We start from the raw sequence: 16,048 nt of genomic DNA, 5'->3' as shown, positions 1-16,048 counted from the left end.
TTGTGCGCCCCCCTCGCTGGCCAGTGGCGGCGGCGCGCGTTTTTTGCGGCACAATATGGGTTTTCCATCCTCGCCGCCCGCCATGATCCGCGCCTTTTGTTTTTCTCTTCTTCTCTGCTGTCTGCCTGCACAGGCGCAAGGCGTGTTGCGCGTCTTCCTCACCGGGCCGGAAGTCAGTCTTGACCCGGCCAGCGCCACCGATCTGGCAAGCCTGTCGATTTTGGAAAACCTGTACGATGCGCCGCTGGCCTGGGCTTATCTGGCGCGCCCGCTCGAATTGCAGGCGCAAACCCTGAGCGCACTGCCGCAAATTTCAGCAGATGGCAAAACCTGGCTGCTGGACGTGCGTCCCGGGCAAATGTTTGATCCTGACCCGGCGTTTGGCGGCAAAGCGCGCGAATTGACCGCAGAAGACTATGCCTACAGCTGGAAGCGCTTATACGATCCGGCGCTGAAATCGGCCTGGCTGTTCATGCTGGAGGGCAAGCTGGAGGGCGATGAAGTCTTGCGTGAAGCGGCGCGCGCCGGCCGCTTTGACGCCAAACAAAACATCAGCGGCTTGCAAGTCTTGTCACGCTACCGTTTGCAAGTGCGGCTGCGCGCGCCGGACCCCGAATTCCGCTATTTCCTGACGCTGCCGGCGGCGGCGGCGGTGGCGCATGAAACTGTCGGCAAAAACAGCTGGCCGCGCGGAGTTGGCCCGTATCGCCTGGCGGAGTGGAAACCCAGCCACCGCCTGCTGCTGCGCGCCAACCCGGATTACCGCCGCCAACTGGCGCCGGCGCAACAAGTGCCGGCGGCATGGCGCGATTTGCAGCGCAGCTTGCAACAACAAACCTTGCCGCGCAATCAGGCGGTCGATATCCGCATCGTGGAAGAGGGACAGGCACGCCTGCTCGGTTTCGCCAATCGCGAATTCGATCTGCTCGAACAAGTGCCGCCGGATCTGGCCGGCAGCGTGGCGCAATTGGAAGGGACAAGCTGGCGCTTACGCCCGGAATGGCAAAAGCGCGGCATCAAGCTCAGCACCTTTGTGCCGATGCAAGTGTATTTTCTGTGGTTCAATCTGCGCGACCCGGTCATCGGCGGCTACAGCCCGGAAAAAATCGCGCTGCGCCGCGCCATTGCGCTGGGACATGATCAGGCTCAGGATTTGCGTATCTTGGAGCATGGCTTGGGCCAGCCCGCCGCTTCGCCGCTGCCGCCCGGCGTGCCGGGACACGATCCGCAGTGGCGCGGCAGCCTGCGCTACGATCCGAAATTGGCGAATGCCTTGCTGGATCGCTTCGGCTACAAGCGCGGCGCGGATGGCTGGCGCACACTGCCCAACGGCCAGCCGCTCGAACTGCGCATGCACACCCTGGGCACGTCCAAGGCGCGTGCGCAAAGCGAAAACTGGCAAAAAGAATTTCAGGCGCTCGGCCTGCGCCTGCGCTTTATCATCGACAAGCCGGGCGAGATCCGCAAAGCCGCACGCGCGGGACAGGTGCAGATGGCGGAAAACAATTGGATCGGCGATTACCCGGACGCCGCGAATTTCCTGCAATTGCTGGCCGGCGACAGCAGCGGCAATTACACCGGCTTTAAGCTGGCGGCGTATGATGCGGCGTATGCCGGCTTGCAGCGCAGCAGCGAGCCGGCCCGGCGCGCCGCCTTATTGCGTGAAATGGAATGGCTGGTGCAGGCTTACAACCCCTGGGTCTTGCGCATGTATCCGCTCTCACTCGATCTGCTGCAGCCAGACTTGCAAAACTATGTGCGGCATCCGGTGCACTTCACCAACTGGCGTTATTTGCAGCCGGGCCGCTGAAGCAGGCGCCTGGTTTATTCTTTACGCAAAAACCAGGCCAGACTCAAGCCCATGGCCAGCATGACAAAGGCGTCCAGCGCCAATTGCTTGAACATCAATTCCTGCGGAAATTTGGCCACCGCATGGTAAATCATATGATTCGGCCACCAGGCCAGCAGGGTGGCGGCGATGCCAAAACGCACCCCGCGCCGTGGCCAGGGCAATTCCTTGCCAAAGCTGCGGTACAGCCAGACGAAGGAGACGGAAAGCAAAAACTGCCCGGCCAGCAGCCAGCCGAAATACGCTTGCGATTCCTGTTCGCTGCGCATCACCTGCGGCAGTGCGCCATAGTCCTCATGCAGCACAATCCCGTGTTGCACAAAGCTGAGCAGCATATTCACCACAAATACCAATAAGACAGCGAGCAGATTTTTAGACATGAGGCGCCTCCAAGATGGGAAAGGCCGATTGTACGCGCAGCGGCAAGGCTGGCGCGTATCAGACGCGCCACAAGCGCCGCATCGGCAGGAATCCACATGGCCAAGCTGCAAAGTCGCAGTTCACAGATGGATCATCCAGGCGGATTGTGGTGGTGATAACCTCGGGTTGAAAGAAAGATGCCCAGCAACAGCAAAAATCCCCCAATCAGCTGCAAAGGCCCCAGGCGCTCATCAAATAACCACCAGGCAGCGATGGTGGCGGTTAATGGCATGACCGCCAAACTCACGGACGACAAAGCTGCCGGCAGATGCGCAGAAGCCCAGGCAATCGTAGCTTGTCCCAAAATTTGCACAATCAAAGTCAGCCCCAGCAATGGGGCCCAATTCAGCAATTCTTCCGGCCAGAATTTCCCAGGCGCCAGGAGCGCCATCGGCAAAATGGTGAGCGCGCTTACCGTTGTCGCCCATGCCATCAAACGTGCGCTTGAGTAACGCACGCGCGAAGCTTTGACCAGTAATTGATACGCTCCGTACAACACGGCCGCGCATAAAGCCAGGCAGTCACCCAACAAACGGGACATGCTGACAGCAGCATTCGGGCCGATTAACAGGGTCGCGCCAAATAAGGCCATGCCCATGCCAACCAGGAAAATAGGGGCAAACCGGGTATGGTGGATTTTCCACATCCAAAGAGCAATGAATACCGGGGAGAAATTTAGCAGCAAAGAAGAATCTGAGACCGTGGTGTACTTCAGAGACATATGGAAAAAGCCGACGTTGGTGGCGAAATAAAAGCCCGTCAGCAGCAAACCTTTACTCAGTTTAATACGACGCCGTTCGCGGATATCCCGCTCTTGCACCCAGAGCGCCCACGCCCACAGAAACGGTAGCGCCAGGGCGAAGCGCCAAAAGGCGGATGCTAAGGGACTGACATCAGACAGGCGCATGAAAATACCGTTAAAACCGGTTGCCACCCCCCCAAGCAACAAAATGCTGAACGCTAACAGAGGAAATTTTTTGGATGCAGGCATGATGTGTTCCGTCTAAGTGAATCGGATACCACTTTCAACCACATTGCCGGCGCATGCGCCCAGCCGGCCCGGCTTGCCCGCAGGCAAACCTGTATCGCAAATAGTAGCCAAGCATGGCGGCAAAACCAAGCACTTTATGCAATCCATTGCCGGTACTGTGGATATGTCGCAAAGCGTGACTGCGGACATGGCTGCCAAGGTAATTTTGGCAATAAGGCAAAATTTATCTGGAGCGCACGCTGCCATGCTGCCGCAGCAGCGCATGCACCGATGGCAACTTCACATCCACCCAATGCGGGGTGCGGCTGTGCTGCGTCAGATAGCCGGTGATCCACACCGTGCGCATGCCGAGCGCTTTGGCGCTTTGCAGATTTTTGGCGCTGTCTTCCACCAAAATACAATCGCGCGCGCGAAAACCTTCCTGCCGCAATAAGTGACGCAACATTTGCTTATCCGGCTTGGGACGTAAGCGGCGGTTGACGCGCATCGCCTCAATCGGGACATGCCGCGCAAAACTGCGGGTCAGGGCGAGTTGATGCAGCACCCGCTTGGCATAGCCGGCGGGGGCATTTGTGAGCAGGACTTTACGGCCAGGCAAACGGCGCAGCAGGCGCGCCAGACCGGCTTCATAACGCATCATTTGGCGCAAATCAGGGAGCGCATGCACCGGGTGCAGAAATTCTTCCGCGCTGATATTGTGATGCCGGATCAGGCCCAGCACGGTGGCGCCGTAACGCCGCCAATAATTCGCACGCAATGCGCTGACCTGCTCCAGATTCTGTCCCAATCTGGCAGCGATGAAATGATTCATATTCTGCTCGATAGCGTCGAAAATGCGCCAGCCGGCGTCATGCAGGGTGTTGTCGAGATCGAATAGCCAAAGTTGGCGGCGTGCTGTTTTGCGTCGTTGTGGCGTGTGCGGATGACGGAACGCGCTGCGCATGGCGGAAAGAAAAAAGGGAGGTGGTGCCCTTGACGTGGATTGAACACGTGGCCTCTCCCTTACCAAGGGAGTGCTCTACCACTGAGCTACAAGGGCATTGTCGCAGAAAGACGACTTAATCTGTGTTAATACCAAATCAGCCGTCTCTGACAAACAAAAACGCCTGCTTGCACAGGCGTTCGCAATCAATGGGATCGAATCATAGTACCAAAAGCCTGTTCTGTCAAGATTTCCAGCAACAGGGAGTGTTCAATCCGGCCATCGATAATGTGGACGCAGTTCACGCCGGATTTGGCGGCGTCCAGCGCGGAAGAGATTTTCGGCAGCATGCCGCCGGAAATCGTGCCGTCTTCAAACATCTGATCAATTTCGCGCGCCGACAGATCTGTCACCAGATTGCCGTTTTTATCTTGCACCCCGGCGATATTGGTCATCATGATCAGTTTTTCGGCTTTCAGAATTTCCGCAATCTTGCCCGCCACCAGGTCGGCATTGATGTTGTAAGCCTGGCCGTCCTCGCCAAAGCCGATCGGGGAAATAATCGGAATGAAGGCGTCATCCTGCAGCGCCTTGACCACCGCCGGATTGATCGCCGTGATTTCGCCGACAAAACCGATGTCCAGATATTCGCCCGGCTTTTCGCGGTCAGCCATTTGCATTTTGCGCGCGCGGATCAAGCCGCCATCCTTGCCGGTCAGGCCGACTGCCTGGCCGCCATAGTGATTGATCAGCATCACGATATCTTGCTGCACTTCGCCGCCCAAGACCCATTCCACCACTTCCATGGTTTCTTCGTCGGTAATCCGCATGCCTTGCACAAACGTGCCCTGCTTGCCGATTTTTTTCAAGGCGCTGTCAATTTGCGGGCCGCCGCCGTGCACCACCACCGGATTCATGCCGACCAGCTTGAGCAAAATCACATCGCGCGCAAAGCCGTGTTTCAGCTTTTCTTCCGTCATCGCATTGCCGCCGTATTTGATCACGATGGTTTTGCCATGAAATTTGCGGATGTAAGGCAGCGCTTCGGCTAGAATTTGCGCCTTGATCTGGGGTTCTACTTTGCTCAGGTCGTTCAGCGGAGAAATTGGATCGGTCAAGTCGGGCATGGCGGTTCCTGGTGGAATGCGGGTGGCTGAAAAATGCAGCGATTTTACTAGGAACCCGGCCCCATGCACAGACTGATACAGCGCAAACCGGCACAACTCGGGAAAACCGGACATGGACACAGCCTTACATCAACAGTTACAAGCATTACGCCCTGCGCTGCTGCGTTTCGCCCTGCTGCAATTGCGCGACAGCGCCCAGGCGGAAGATGCGGTGCAAGAGGCGCTGCTGGCGGTTTTGGAGCATCCGGAGCGCTTTGCCGGACAGTCCTCCCTGCGCACTTATGTCACCGGAATTTTAAAATTCAAGTTGATCGATTGCTTGCGCGCCAACCGGCGCGAAGTAAAACCCGATTACAAAGAGGATGATGAAGACCAGGCCTTGTTAGAACAATTATTCGATCAGCAAGGCCATGTGCGCGAGAATGCCAGCCATTGGGGCGAGCCGGAAGCGGCGTATGCGCAAAAAGATTTTTTCCGTGTGCTGGAAAGCTGTCTGGAAAAACTGCCGGCCAAAAATGCGCGCGTATTCATGATGCGCGAATGGCTGGAGCTGGAAAGCGAAGAAATTTGTAAGGAATTGCAGATTACCCCGGCTAATCTGTGGGTCTTACTGCATCGCGCCCGCTTGCGTCTGCGCGAATGCCTGGATTTGCATTGGTTTGGACAGGCACAGGGGAAAACATGAAATACCGGATTTTGTTGACCTGCCAGCAAGCGCAGGAATTGGTGTCGCAAGGCATGGATCGCAAGCTGCATTTGCACGAACAAACCCGCTTGCGCATGCATTTATCAATCTGCGCCGCTTGCCGCACCTTCTCCAGCCAGATGCAGCTGTTGCGCGGCGCCATGCAGCGCTGGCCGGATATGATGCAAGCCCAAGTCAAAGCGGAGCCAAACGATGAGTGACGCCCAACCCTGCCCCCGCTGCGGGCAAGCAGTCGCCTGCGGCATGCATGACCCGAGCGGCAAACCATGCTGGTGCACCGCCTTTCCCGCCAGCTTGCCAGTGCCGGCGGCGGACGCCGGCGCCGGTTGTTATTGTGCCGATTGCTTACGCGCGGTGATTGCAGAGCAAGCACTGCGACAAGCGGAAAAGCCTGGTTGACAAACACCCGGGCGCATCACGGTTTGGCCTTATGGGCGCTGCATTTGGCATTTAGACGGCAGCGCGGTTTGCCCGCTGTCCAGATACAACTCGGTTTTAAAGCCGTAACCGCTGCCTTCATTATCAAAGCGGATCGCGCCATCCGCCTGTTTTTGCATCACCGAGACGTATAAAGGCTGCAACAGCTGGTGATCCTGCTTGCGCATGCCGGCTTGGTGAAATGCGTTTTTATAGCTGGCGTTTTCCAGCGCCAGCGCAACCGCCTTGGCGTCCACGCTGCCGGCGCGCTCAATCGCGGCGGCCAGCATCTCCAGCATGATTTGCATGCGCAAGTGCAAATAATCATCCTTGGGCTGTGGATAACGTTGACGGAAGGCTTGATAAAAGGCATCGCTTTCCTTGCCGCCCACATTCGGATGCCATTCCGCCACCGCCCTCACCTGCCCCACCCCGGCCTCGCCCAGCGCCGCCGGCGCGCCCAGACCGTTGCCGTAGAAGGTGAAAAAGCGCAGACGCAAGCCGGCTTCGCGCGCCGCTTTCACCAGCAGGCTTAAATCATTGCCCCAGTTGCCGGTAATCACACTATCGGCCCCGGATTCGCGGATTTTGGCGATATACGGCGCGAAATCCTTGATTTTGCCGATCGGGTGCAATTCTTCGCCGACGATCTGGATATCTGGCCGTTTGGCCGCCAATTGCGCACGCGCAGCCGTCGCCACTTGCCGCCCGAAACTGTAATCCTGACCGATCAAATACACTTTTTGCACCCGCTTTTCCTGCCGTATCACTTCGGTCAGGGCATGCATGCGCATGCCGGCATGGGCGTCAAAGCGGAAGTGCCAAAAACTGCATTGCTCTTCTGTCAACGCCGGATCGACTGCGGAATAATTCAAAAACAGGGCGCGCTGTTCATGCCGCGCATTATGTTTATTCAGGGCATCGGACAGCGCCAGCGCCACGGCGGAACTGTTGCCTTGCAAGATGAAGGGGATTTTTTGATCCAGCGCGCGGCGCAACTGCTGCAGGCTCTCGTCAACCTGGCCTTTGTTGTCAAACACTTTCAATTGCAATAAGCGCTTGCCGTCCGGCAATTTCACGCCGCCGCCGGCGTTGATTTTTTCGATGCTCCATTGCAAATTGCGTTGCACCGCGTCGCCCGCATTGGCAAACGGGCCGGAGGTGGCTTCAATCAAAGCCAGTGGAATCGGGGGCAGCTCACTCGCCTGCGCCGACAGGGCTGCAGCAAGGCTGAATACAATAGCGTGGATCTTGGTTTTCATAGCGTTAGCGCGCGATACTTGAATACATGGCCGCACAGCGGCAGGCGCGGACAGGGTACACTATCGCGATTATGCTTGCCAGTTTCACTTCTTTTTTCTCTTCCGCGCAGGGGCGCGGCCTGCGCCGTGTGACGCAGGCGCTGGGACTTTCGCTTTTCCTGCATCTGCTGGCTGCCGGTTGGCTGTGGCCGCGCTTGCAAACCCCGGCTATGCCGGCGGGCGATGTGCAAGTCTTGCTGGCGGAGATGGATGAGGCGCCGCCCGCCTCCGCTCCGCTCGCGCCGCCGCCCCCGCCCGCTGCGCTCAAGTCCGCCGCGCCCGTGACTGCGCAGGCGCGCCCGCGCAGCGCCCCCGCGCAGCCTGAGCCGGCCCCGACGCCATCCGCCTTACCCGATGCGGCGCAGGAAGAGGCGCCGCCGCCAGTACCCAGCCCGACGCCCACACCCAGTCCGACGCCGACGCCAACGCCGATGCCGCAGCCAGCCGAGCCGGGCGCGCCGCCGGCGGATACGCAAGCCCCGCCTTTGCCGCGCTATACCGTCGCCGCGCCGCCCAGCGGCAAGGCGGAATATACCGTGCTGGCGCTGCGGCGTGGCCGGGAAATGCAAGGCAAGGCGGAATTCGACTGGCGCCTGGAAGGCACGCGTTATCAGCTGCGCGCCGAGACCAGTATGCTGTTTATCAGCATCGGTTTATTTGAGTCGAGCGGGGAGATTGATGAAAACGGTCTGGCCCCGCTGGAATATACGGAAAAGCGCATGCGCAGGCCGCTCACCCAGACCCATTTCAACCGCCCCAAGCCAGATCTGCCGCCGCATCCCACGAATGGCAATACGATCAGCTTTTCCGCCAGCAGCGCCATTTATCCGCGTCTGGCCGGGGCGCAAGACCGCATCAGCCTGCTGTGGCAATTGGCCGGCATCGGGCGCGCCCAGCCTGCGCTGTTTCAGACTGGCGCCGAGTTTTCGTTTTACGTAGCCGGGGTGCGCGATGCCGATATCTGGCGTTTGCAAGTGCTGGGGCTGGAGAATGTGCGGCTGGCGGAGCAGGAATACCCGGCCTGGCATTTACGCCGCACGCCGCGCCCCGGCAGTTATGAACAGCAATTGGATTTATGGCTGGCCCCGGCGCAAGGCTGGTTGCCCTTGCGCATCCAATACACGGAAGCCAATGGCGATTTGATGCAAATGGATATGCGCAACTTGCCTGCCGCCACCCGGACGCCTGACTCCGCAACTTTCACCCGGAAGCCTGAACCATGACTATTTCCTATGCTCCCTTACGCCTGGGCTTGTTGTGCGCTGCCTGTCTGTATGGCGGCGAAACGCTGGCGCAGGCGGCGGTGAATCCGCCGCCTTCAGTCGAAATTTCCTACAAAGTGCGGGCTAAACGCGGTTTTATGAGCTTGAACGGGGTGGCGCAAACCGTTTGGCGGCTGCAGGAAAAGACTTTTACCTTGCAAAACATTGCGCGCGCCAGCTTTTTCGGTGTGTTGCAGGAAACCGGCAGCGAGGGGGACTGGGCTGACAATGGCCTGGCCCCGACCCGCTTCACCGAGCGCCGCTTCCGCAAAGACACCACGGTGACGCTGCTTGATCATGCGCAAAAAAAGATCAGTTTTTCTGAAGGCGCGCCCTCGCTGACCTTACGCCCCGGCACGCAAGACCGCGCCAGCGTGATTTGGCAAATCGCCGCGCTGGCGCGCGCGCAACCGGAAAAATTCACGCCCAACAGCCATTGGAATTTCGTGGTGGCCGGGCGGCGCGATACGGATCAGTGGCGCTTTACGGTGCAGGGCCGCGAAACCATACAAACCGGCTTGGGCGCGCTCAACGCTTTGCACTTGGTGAAAGCGCCGCCGCCTTCAGTACAGGAACAGCAGGTGGATATCTGGCTGGCCCCGGAGCAGGAGTGGTATCCGGTGCAAATCCGGCTGCGCGAGCCGGATGGCGATTTTGTCGAGCAGGTGGTGGATAAGATCACCAAAAAATGAGGGCGGAACCAACGCCGCCCTCATGTCAGCTTACAGATTGCTGGATAACCAGCGTTCAATCTGTTGCAGTTCTTCGCCGCGCCGCGCCGCATGGTCTTGCGCCTGGTCGGGGCCGATTTTGCCGACGCTGAAATACTTTGATTCCGGGTGCGCCATGTAAAAACCGCATACCGCCGCGCCGGGATACATGGCGTAGGATTCGGTTAAGCGCATGCCGATTTCTTCGCATTGCAGATACTGGAACATATCGGCTTTGACGGTATGTTCCGGGCAGGCGGGGTAGCCGGGGGCAGGGCGGATGCCGCGATATTCTTCGCGGATCAGGGCGGCGTTATCCAAGGTTTCATGCGCGGCATAACCCCACAAATCGCGCCGCACGCGCTCATGCATTTGCTCCGCCAGCGCCTCGGCCAGGCGGTCGGCCAGGGCTTTGAGCATGATGCTGCTGTAATCGTCATGCGCATCTTCAAACCGCTGTTCATGCTTCTCAATGCCGATGCCGGCGGTCACCGCGAACATGCCAATGTAATCCGGCACGCCTTTGGGCGCGATGAAGTCGGCTAAGCATTGATTCGGCCTTTGCACGCCATCAATAATCGGTTTTTCAGTCTGTTGCCGCACCCCGCGCCAGGTCAGCGCGACCTTGCTGCGGCTGTCATCGGTGTAAATCTCGATGTCGTCATCATGCACGCTGTTGGCCGGCAACAGCGCGATTACCGCATTCGCCGTCAACCAGCGCCCCTCGCAGATTTTTTTCAACAGAGACTGTCCCTCTTCATACACTTTGCGCGCCGCTTCGCCCACCACTTCATCATGCAAAATGGCGGGGAAGGGGCCGGCCAGATCCCAGGTTTGGAAGAAGGGGCCCCAGTCGATGTAATCGCACAGGCTGGCCAGATCGATATTTTTGAACACGCGGCGGCCAATGAATTTTGGCCGCAAGGGCGTGTTTTCACCCTCAAAACCGGGCTTGGCTTTGTTTGCGCGCGCCGCTTCCAGGCTTAACAAGACCTGCTGTTTTTTATTCGCGTGCTGCACCCGGATGCGTTCGTAATCCGCCGCCAGTTCCTGCACATAGCCGTCGCGCTGCTCTGGGGTGAGCAGGGCTTGCGCCACCGACACCGAGCGCGAGGCGTCCGGCACATAAATCACCGGGCCTTCGTAGTTTTGCGCGATCTTCACGGCGGTGTGCGCGCGGCTGGTGGTGGCGCCGCCGATCAGCAGCGGGATTTTCATCATGCGGAAATGCTCATCGCGCTGCATTTCTTTCGCCACATGCGCCATTTCTTCCAGCGAAGGCGTGATCAAGCCGGAGAGGCCGATGATGTCGGCGTTTTCCAGTTTGGCGCGCGCCAGAATTTCCGAACAGGGCACCATCACGCCCATATTCACCACTTCAAAGTTATTGCATTGCAAGACCACGGAAACAATGTTTTTGCCGATGTCGTGCACATCGCCTTTGACGGTGGCGATCACAATTTTGCCCTTGGGTTTGGCGGCCACCCCGGTTTTCAATTCTTCCTGGCGTTTTTCTTCTTCGATGAAGGGCACCAGATGCGCCACCGCCTGTTTCATCACGCGCGCCGATTTGACCACCTGCGGCAAAAACATCTTGCCCTGGCCAAACAGGTCGCCGACGATATTCATGCCATCCATCAAGGGGCCTTCGATGACATGAATAGGGCGGCCGCCGCTGTCCGCCACTTTTTGCCGCAATTCTTCGGTGTCTTCCACAATCCATTGCGTGATGCCGTGCACCAGGGCATGCGCCAGACGTTTTTCGACTGGCCCTGTGCGCCACTCCAGGCTGGCTTCCTCTTTCTTGCCGCCGGCTTTCAAGGAGGCGGCGAATTCAATCATGCGCTCGGTGGCGTCGGCGCGCCGGTTCAAGACCACATCTTCCACCCGCTCACGCAACTCCGGGTTCAGCTCGTCATACACGCCAACCATGCCGGCATTGACAATGCCCATGGTCAGACCGGCTTTGATCGCGTGATATAAAAACACGGTGTGAATCGCTTCGCGCGCCGGGTCATTGCCACGGAAGCTGAAGCTGACATTCGAGATGCCGCCGCTGATCTTGGCGTAAGGCAGGTTTTGATGAATCCAGCGTGTGGCTTCGATGAAATCGACGGCGTAGTTATTGTGCTCTTCGATGCCGGTGGCCACTGCGAACACATTCGGATCGAAAATAATGTCTTCCGGCGGGAAGCCGGTGGCGGTCAGCAGCTTGTATGCGCGCTCGCAAATTTCGATCTTGCGCGCATAGGTGTCGGCCTGCCCGGTTTCATCAAACGCCATCACGATCACCGCCGCGCCGTAACGGCGGCACAAGCGCGCCTGGCGCAAAAATTCGGCTTCGCCTTCTTTCAGGGAAATCGAGTTGACGATGGCCTTGCCTTGCACGCATTTCAAGCCGGCTTCGATAACGCTCCATTTGGAGGAATCAATCATCACCGGCACACGCGAGATGTCGGGTTCTGATGCGATCAAATTCAAAAAGCGCGTCATGGCCGCTTGTGAATCGAGCATCGCTTCATCCATATTGATGTCGATTACCTGGGCGCCGTTTTCCACCTGCTGACGGGCGACATCCAGCGCTTTATCGAATTCCTCATTCAAAATCAGGCGCGCGAAGGCTTTTGAGCCGGTGACATTGGTGCGCTCGCCCACATTCACAAACAGCGATTGTTCATCAATGCGGAATGGCTCCAGGCCGGATAAAAGCATGGCGTGGCTGGCAGCGCGCAGCTGGCGCGGCTTGGCGTCTTGCAATAATTCGGCAATCGCCTTGATATGGGCCGGCGTGGTGCCGCAACAGCCGCCGGCGATATTCAAAAAGCCGGCTTCGGCGAATTCTCGCAAGAGGCGCGAGGTGTCCGCCGGCAACTCATCAAAGCCGGTGTCTGACATCGGATTGGGCAGGCCGGCATTTGGATAAATACTGACAAAGGTGTCGGCCAGATCGGACAGCTCTTCGGCATACGGACGCATCAAGGCGGCGCCAAGAGCGCAATTCAAACCCACCGACAAGGGACGGGCATGGCGCACCGAGGCCCAGAAAGCGGACACGGTTTGCCCGGACAGAATACGGCCCGAGGCATCGGTCACCGTGCCGGAAATCATCAGCGGCAGGCGGCGTCCGCTTTCTTCAAAATACTGGTCAATCGCAAATAAGGCGGCTTTGCAGTTGAGCGTGTCGAAAATGGTTTCCACCAGCAAAATATCGGCCCCGCCATCGACCAGACCACGGGTTTGCTCATGATAAGCCGCAACCAATTCATCAAACGTGACATTGCGCGCGCCGGGATCGTTGACATCCGGCGAAATCGAAGCGGTTTTCGGGGTCGGTCCGAGTGCGCCGGCGACAAAGCGCGGTTTCTCCGGAGTGCTGTATTTGACACAGGCTTGCCTGGCCAGGCGCGCCGCTTCGAGATTCATTTCATAGGCCAGATGCGCCATCTGATAATCATCTTGCGCGATGCTGGTGGCGCCAAAGGTATTGGTTTCGATGATGTCGGCGCCGGCGGCCAGATAGTCTTCATGAATCCGGCTGATCACGTCGGGCCGCGTCAGCGTGAGCAATTCATTATTGCCCTTGAGATGCAATTGGCGCGTGGCGCCGGCGCCAAAATCGGCAAAACGTTGGCCGCGATAATCGGCTTCGGTCAAATGGCATTGTTGAATCATGGTGCCCATCGCGCCATCCAGAATCAGGATGCGCGCTTGCAGCAGGCGGCGCAAATGGATTTCGGTTTCGCTGTACATGGATGCGGCACTGTTTTCGCTTGATTTCATACTGGTTCCAGAAAACATAAGACCCGGGGCGGTGCAATTATGCAAAGCGGGCCGGGTCTGAGTGCCGCTTTAGCCGTGTTTAGCAGTTTGGCAAACCTGATCGGCTTGTTGCATACTGCAGCGCCCGCAAGCTGTGACTCAAATCGGCGCATGACATTCACCGTTATTATAAGCGAAAGCGCGTTGTGCTGCGGCTGTGCCTCTGCAGGTAAATTCGTGTATATTTGACAAGGCATGACGCAGCAGGGGGGAGGGCGTCCAATATGGCAGAAGATACGGCTCAGGCCGCCGATGACAGCGCAGCATATGCGCGCTGCGTGGAAAACTCACGCCATCGTCAATGGGATTTGGAACGGGATGTGATCCGGGGCCGCACGCTGTCCTCTGATATGCGCTTCCTGCCGGATGGCATTTCACGCGTGGGCGCGCTGGATTTTTTGACTGAATCCGAAAAAATCCGCCTCAGTCAGGTGCAGGGGCGCACTTACGCCCATATGTTCGGCATGTTTGAGCGTTTCATCGGCATCAAAGCGCTTGAACTGTGCCGGCGCTATGCCTTATCGGATCAAATCGCCCTGCAAGCGTTGATCTGCTTCGTCGATGAGGAATTAAAACACCAGGAAATGTTTGCCCGCATCGAACAGATGGCGACGCAAGTGATGCCGCCCGGCTACCGTTTCGTGCTGCCGGTGGTGGATGTGGCGCTGTCGATGCTGGGCAAATCCACCTGGGCGGTGCTGGCGCTGGCCTGCCAACTCGAATTATTCACCCAAGCGCATTACCGCGAGAGCGTGGAATCCGGCCAGCAAATCTGCCCGCTGTACAAAGATGTGTTTCTCTACCATTGGCGCGACGAAATGCAGCATGCGCTGATTGATGAACTCGAATGGCAGCGCGAAAACAGCCGCTTGAGCGCAGCCCAGCGTGAACAGGCGGTGGACGATCTGATCTACCTGATGCATGTGGTGAATGATCTGGTGCAGCTGCAAACCCAGGCCGATGTCGATTTTTTCATCCGCATCAGCGAACGCCACTTCGATCAGAAGGAAATCAACGCCTTGCAAAACTGTGTGCTGAAAGCCTACCGCTGGCAATACATTGTGGCCGGAGTGCAGGACATCCATTTCAGCCAGGTGCTGGGCCGCATGGTGACGGTGGAACACGCCGCGCGGATTCAACAAGCTTTATGTCGCTTTGATTGCGCTTAGGCTTGAAAAAATACGCATATCGACTTTTTTCAAGAAATTTGCAGATTTTTTCGCGAATCGCTTGCACATTTCAATTTAATGCCGTATAGTTTCATTTCTACGCAGCACACAACGGAAATTTTTCTGAGTTGCCCTGAATTGGGCGCTTAGCTCAGTTGGTAGAGCGGAGCCCTTACAAGGCTTAGGTCGGGAGTTCGAGCCTCTCAGCGCCCACCAGAAAAATTTGCCAAGGTTTTGGAGCGGTAGTTCAGTTGGTTAGAATACCGGCCTGTCACGCCGGGGGTCGCGGGTTCGAGCCCCGTCCGCTCCGCCAAAATCAAAAAAGCCACCTTCGGGTGGCTTTTTTGTTTCCTTCTCTTTTCCCGTCTGATAAAAATTGCTCCTCACTTGTGCAGTGCCATTTGCCAAAGTTGCGCCTCATGGCGCTCAGGCACAAAATCCGCGCCAGGACGACCTGTACAATATTTCGTACAATAAATTCTGCTCAGGCGCCCACAGCGACATCCGCCATCACATGTCAATGGCTGACTGGCTTTCAAGCCAGGGATAAATACTACTGGAAGAGCGAGCAATAGATTTCGCTGAGTCAGGCCAAGTCTTTTCCAGTAATTGCAAGCGTCACTAACATGACATTAAACGTGCCGTTTGCAGGAGATATATGATGAATGTGCTAACTTTCAGTGAAGCCCGCGCCAGTCTAAAAACTGCAATGGATCAAGTCTGCACTGACCACACCCCCACGGTGATCACGCGCGTCAACGGTGAACATGTGGTGATGTTGTCGCTGGCGGACTTCAACAGCATGGAGGAGACCATTTACCTCCTCAGCTCGCCAAACAACGCCAGCCGTTTAATGGAATCCATTGCGCAACACCGGGCCGGCGCGGCAAAGCAGCGGGAGCTGATTCAAGATGAAAAGTCAAAAAGCGGCAAACAAGGCAAAAGCAAAGAGTGATTTAGTCAGCTTTACCGATCTTGCCTGGGAAGATTATTTATACTGGCAAGATGCTGATCAAAAAATCCTTAAAGCAATCAACAACTTGCTTGAAGAGTGCCGCAGAACGCCGTTTTCCGGCAGCGGCAAGCCGGAGCCGCTCAAAGGCAATTTAAGCGGCTACTGGTCGCGCAGAATTACCCGCGAACACCGCCTGGTGTATATGTATGAAGCGGATGTGCTGACGCTTATTCAATGCCGTTACCGCTATGAAAAATGAGTCCGGCCCGGGCTCTATTCGATCTGCGCAGATCATCGCGTCAGCGTTGCATCCTTGAATTCAGACACTGCATCACGTCCCACAAAGCCCCTGTTCCGGGTTATCCTAGCCCCCTTTGAGCGTCTGAGCCCAGGCGCGCGC

General features: G+C 57.5%; 15 protein-coding genes and 3 tRNA genes. 11 read left to right on the top strand and 7 right to left on the bottom strand.

All coding sequences use genetic code 11. From position 1 onward, the window contains the following. Positions 1-55: 55 nt before the first annotated feature. Positions 56-1,810, top strand: a complete 1,755-nt coding sequence (locus V8J88_RS22465) for an ABC transporter substrate-binding protein (protein ID WP_338846494.1) — start codon at positions 56-58, stop codon at positions 1,808-1,810. Between the two features lie 14 nt (positions 1,811-1,824). On the opposite strand, the gene V8J88_RS22460 is transcribed toward V8J88_RS22465, so the two are convergent. The 5 genes from V8J88_RS22460 to argB all read right to left on the bottom strand — a co-directional run bounded on the left by V8J88_RS22460 (position 1,825) and on the right by argB (position 5,279). Beyond that, positions 1,825-2,229: a hypothetical protein gene (locus V8J88_RS22460; RefSeq protein WP_338846493.1), complete on the bottom strand. Its 405-nt coding sequence runs from the start codon at positions 2,227-2,229 to the stop codon at positions 1,825-1,827. A 131-nt stretch (positions 2,230-2,360) separates the two neighbouring features. Next, a complete protein-coding gene (locus tag V8J88_RS22455; RefSeq protein WP_338846492.1) occupies positions 2,361-3,260 on the bottom strand; it encodes a DMT family transporter in 900 nt (299 codons plus the stop codon). Positions 3,261-3,483: 223 nt separating this feature from the next. Next, on the bottom strand, positions 3,484-4,203 hold the full coding sequence (locus tag V8J88_RS22450; RefSeq protein WP_338846491.1) for a pyrimidine 5'-nucleotidase: 720 nt from the start codon (positions 4,201-4,203) through the stop codon (positions 3,484-3,486). A 21-nt stretch (positions 4,204-4,224) separates the two neighbouring features. Beyond that, positions 4,225-4,299: transfer RNA gene (locus V8J88_RS22445), tRNA-Thr, on the bottom strand. A gap of 89 nt (positions 4,300-4,388) precedes the next feature. Beyond that, positions 4,389-5,279 carry an acetylglutamate kinase gene (gene argB, locus V8J88_RS22440; RefSeq protein ID WP_338849958.1) on the bottom strand — a complete coding sequence of 297 codons (891 nt, stop codon included), beginning with the start codon at positions 5,277-5,279 and terminating at the stop codon, positions 4,389-4,391. A gap of 142 nt (positions 5,280-5,421) precedes the next feature. Between argB and V8J88_RS22435 the strand changes: the two genes are divergently transcribed. The 3 genes from V8J88_RS22435 to V8J88_RS22425 are packed head-to-tail and all read left to right on the top strand — an operon-like array spanning position 5,422 to position 6,414. Further along, the gene (locus V8J88_RS22435) at positions 5,422-5,994 is read left to right on the top strand and encodes a sigma-70 family RNA polymerase sigma factor (RefSeq protein WP_338846490.1); all 573 of its coding nucleotides are present in this window, start codon (positions 5,422-5,424) and stop codon (positions 5,992-5,994) included. Further along, positions 5,991-6,215 carry a zf-HC2 domain-containing protein gene (locus V8J88_RS22430; protein ID WP_338846489.1) on the top strand — a complete coding sequence of 75 codons (225 nt, stop codon included), beginning with the start codon at positions 5,991-5,993 and terminating at the stop codon, positions 6,213-6,215. Before V8J88_RS22435 ends, V8J88_RS22430 begins: the two co-directional genes overlap by 4 nt. After that, positions 6,208-6,414, top strand: a complete 207-nt coding sequence (locus V8J88_RS22425; protein ID WP_338846488.1) for a cysteine-rich CWC family protein — start codon at positions 6,208-6,210, stop codon at positions 6,412-6,414. Before V8J88_RS22430 ends, V8J88_RS22425 begins: the two co-directional genes overlap by 8 nt. A 29-nt stretch (positions 6,415-6,443) precedes the next feature. Here V8J88_RS22425 and V8J88_RS22420 read toward each other — a convergent pair whose 3' ends face one another. Beyond that, on the bottom strand, positions 6,444-7,694 hold the full coding sequence (locus tag V8J88_RS22420; protein WP_338846487.1) for a branched-chain amino acid ABC transporter substrate-binding protein: 1,251 nt from the start codon (positions 7,692-7,694) through the stop codon (positions 6,444-6,446). 71 nt (positions 7,695-7,765) lie between these two features. Here V8J88_RS22420 and V8J88_RS22415 point away from each other — a divergent pair, with 71 nt between their 5' ends. Further along, entirely contained in the window at positions 7,766-8,956 is a 1,191-nt protein-coding gene (locus tag V8J88_RS22415; RefSeq protein ID WP_338846486.1) for a DUF3108 domain-containing protein, read from the top strand. Continuing rightward, complete coding sequence (locus V8J88_RS22410; RefSeq protein ID WP_338846485.1) at positions 8,953-9,687, top strand: DUF3108 domain-containing protein; 735 nt, start codon at positions 8,953-8,955, stop codon at positions 9,685-9,687. The genes V8J88_RS22415 and V8J88_RS22410 overlap by 4 nt, the downstream gene beginning before the upstream one ends. Positions 9,688-9,717: 30 nt before the next feature. Here V8J88_RS22410 and metH read toward each other — a convergent pair whose 3' ends face one another. Next, a complete protein-coding gene (gene metH / locus V8J88_RS22405) occupies positions 9,718-13,485 on the bottom strand; it encodes a methionine synthase (RefSeq protein ID WP_338846484.1) in 3,768 nt (1,255 codons plus the stop codon). A gap of 263 nt (positions 13,486-13,748) precedes the next feature. On the opposite strand from metH, the gene V8J88_RS22400 reads away from it, so the two are divergent. The 5 genes from V8J88_RS22400 (at position 13,749) to V8J88_RS22380 (ending at position 15,907) form a co-directional block, all read left to right on the top strand. Then, the gene (locus V8J88_RS22400; RefSeq protein WP_338846483.1) at positions 13,749-14,693 is read left to right on the top strand and encodes a hypothetical protein; all 945 of its coding nucleotides are present in this window, start codon (positions 13,749-13,751) and stop codon (positions 14,691-14,693) included. Between the two features lie 140 nt (positions 14,694-14,833). After that, positions 14,834-14,909: transfer RNA gene (locus V8J88_RS22395), tRNA-Val, on the top strand. Positions 14,910-14,929: 20 nt separating this feature from the next. Next, positions 14,930-15,006, top strand: a tRNA-Asp gene (locus V8J88_RS22390). A 348-nt stretch (positions 15,007-15,354) separates the two neighbouring features. Then, positions 15,355-15,648, top strand: coding sequence for a type II toxin-antitoxin system prevent-host-death family antitoxin (locus V8J88_RS22385; protein WP_338849957.1), 294 nt, complete (start codon positions 15,355-15,357; stop codon positions 15,646-15,648). Beyond that, positions 15,605-15,907: a Txe/YoeB family addiction module toxin gene (locus tag V8J88_RS22380; RefSeq protein ID WP_338846482.1), complete on the top strand. Its 303-nt coding sequence runs from the start codon at positions 15,605-15,607 to the stop codon at positions 15,905-15,907. The genes V8J88_RS22385 and V8J88_RS22380 overlap by 44 nt, the downstream gene beginning before the upstream one ends. Positions 15,908-16,048: the final 141 nt, after the last annotated feature.

Origin of the sequence: Massilia sp. W12 (genome assembly GCF_037300705.1) — a bacterium.
In the GTDB taxonomy this organism is placed as follows: Bacteria; Pseudomonadota; Gammaproteobacteria; order Burkholderiales; family Burkholderiaceae_D; genus JACPVY01.
This window is presented reverse-complemented; position numbering and strand designations above follow the sequence as displayed.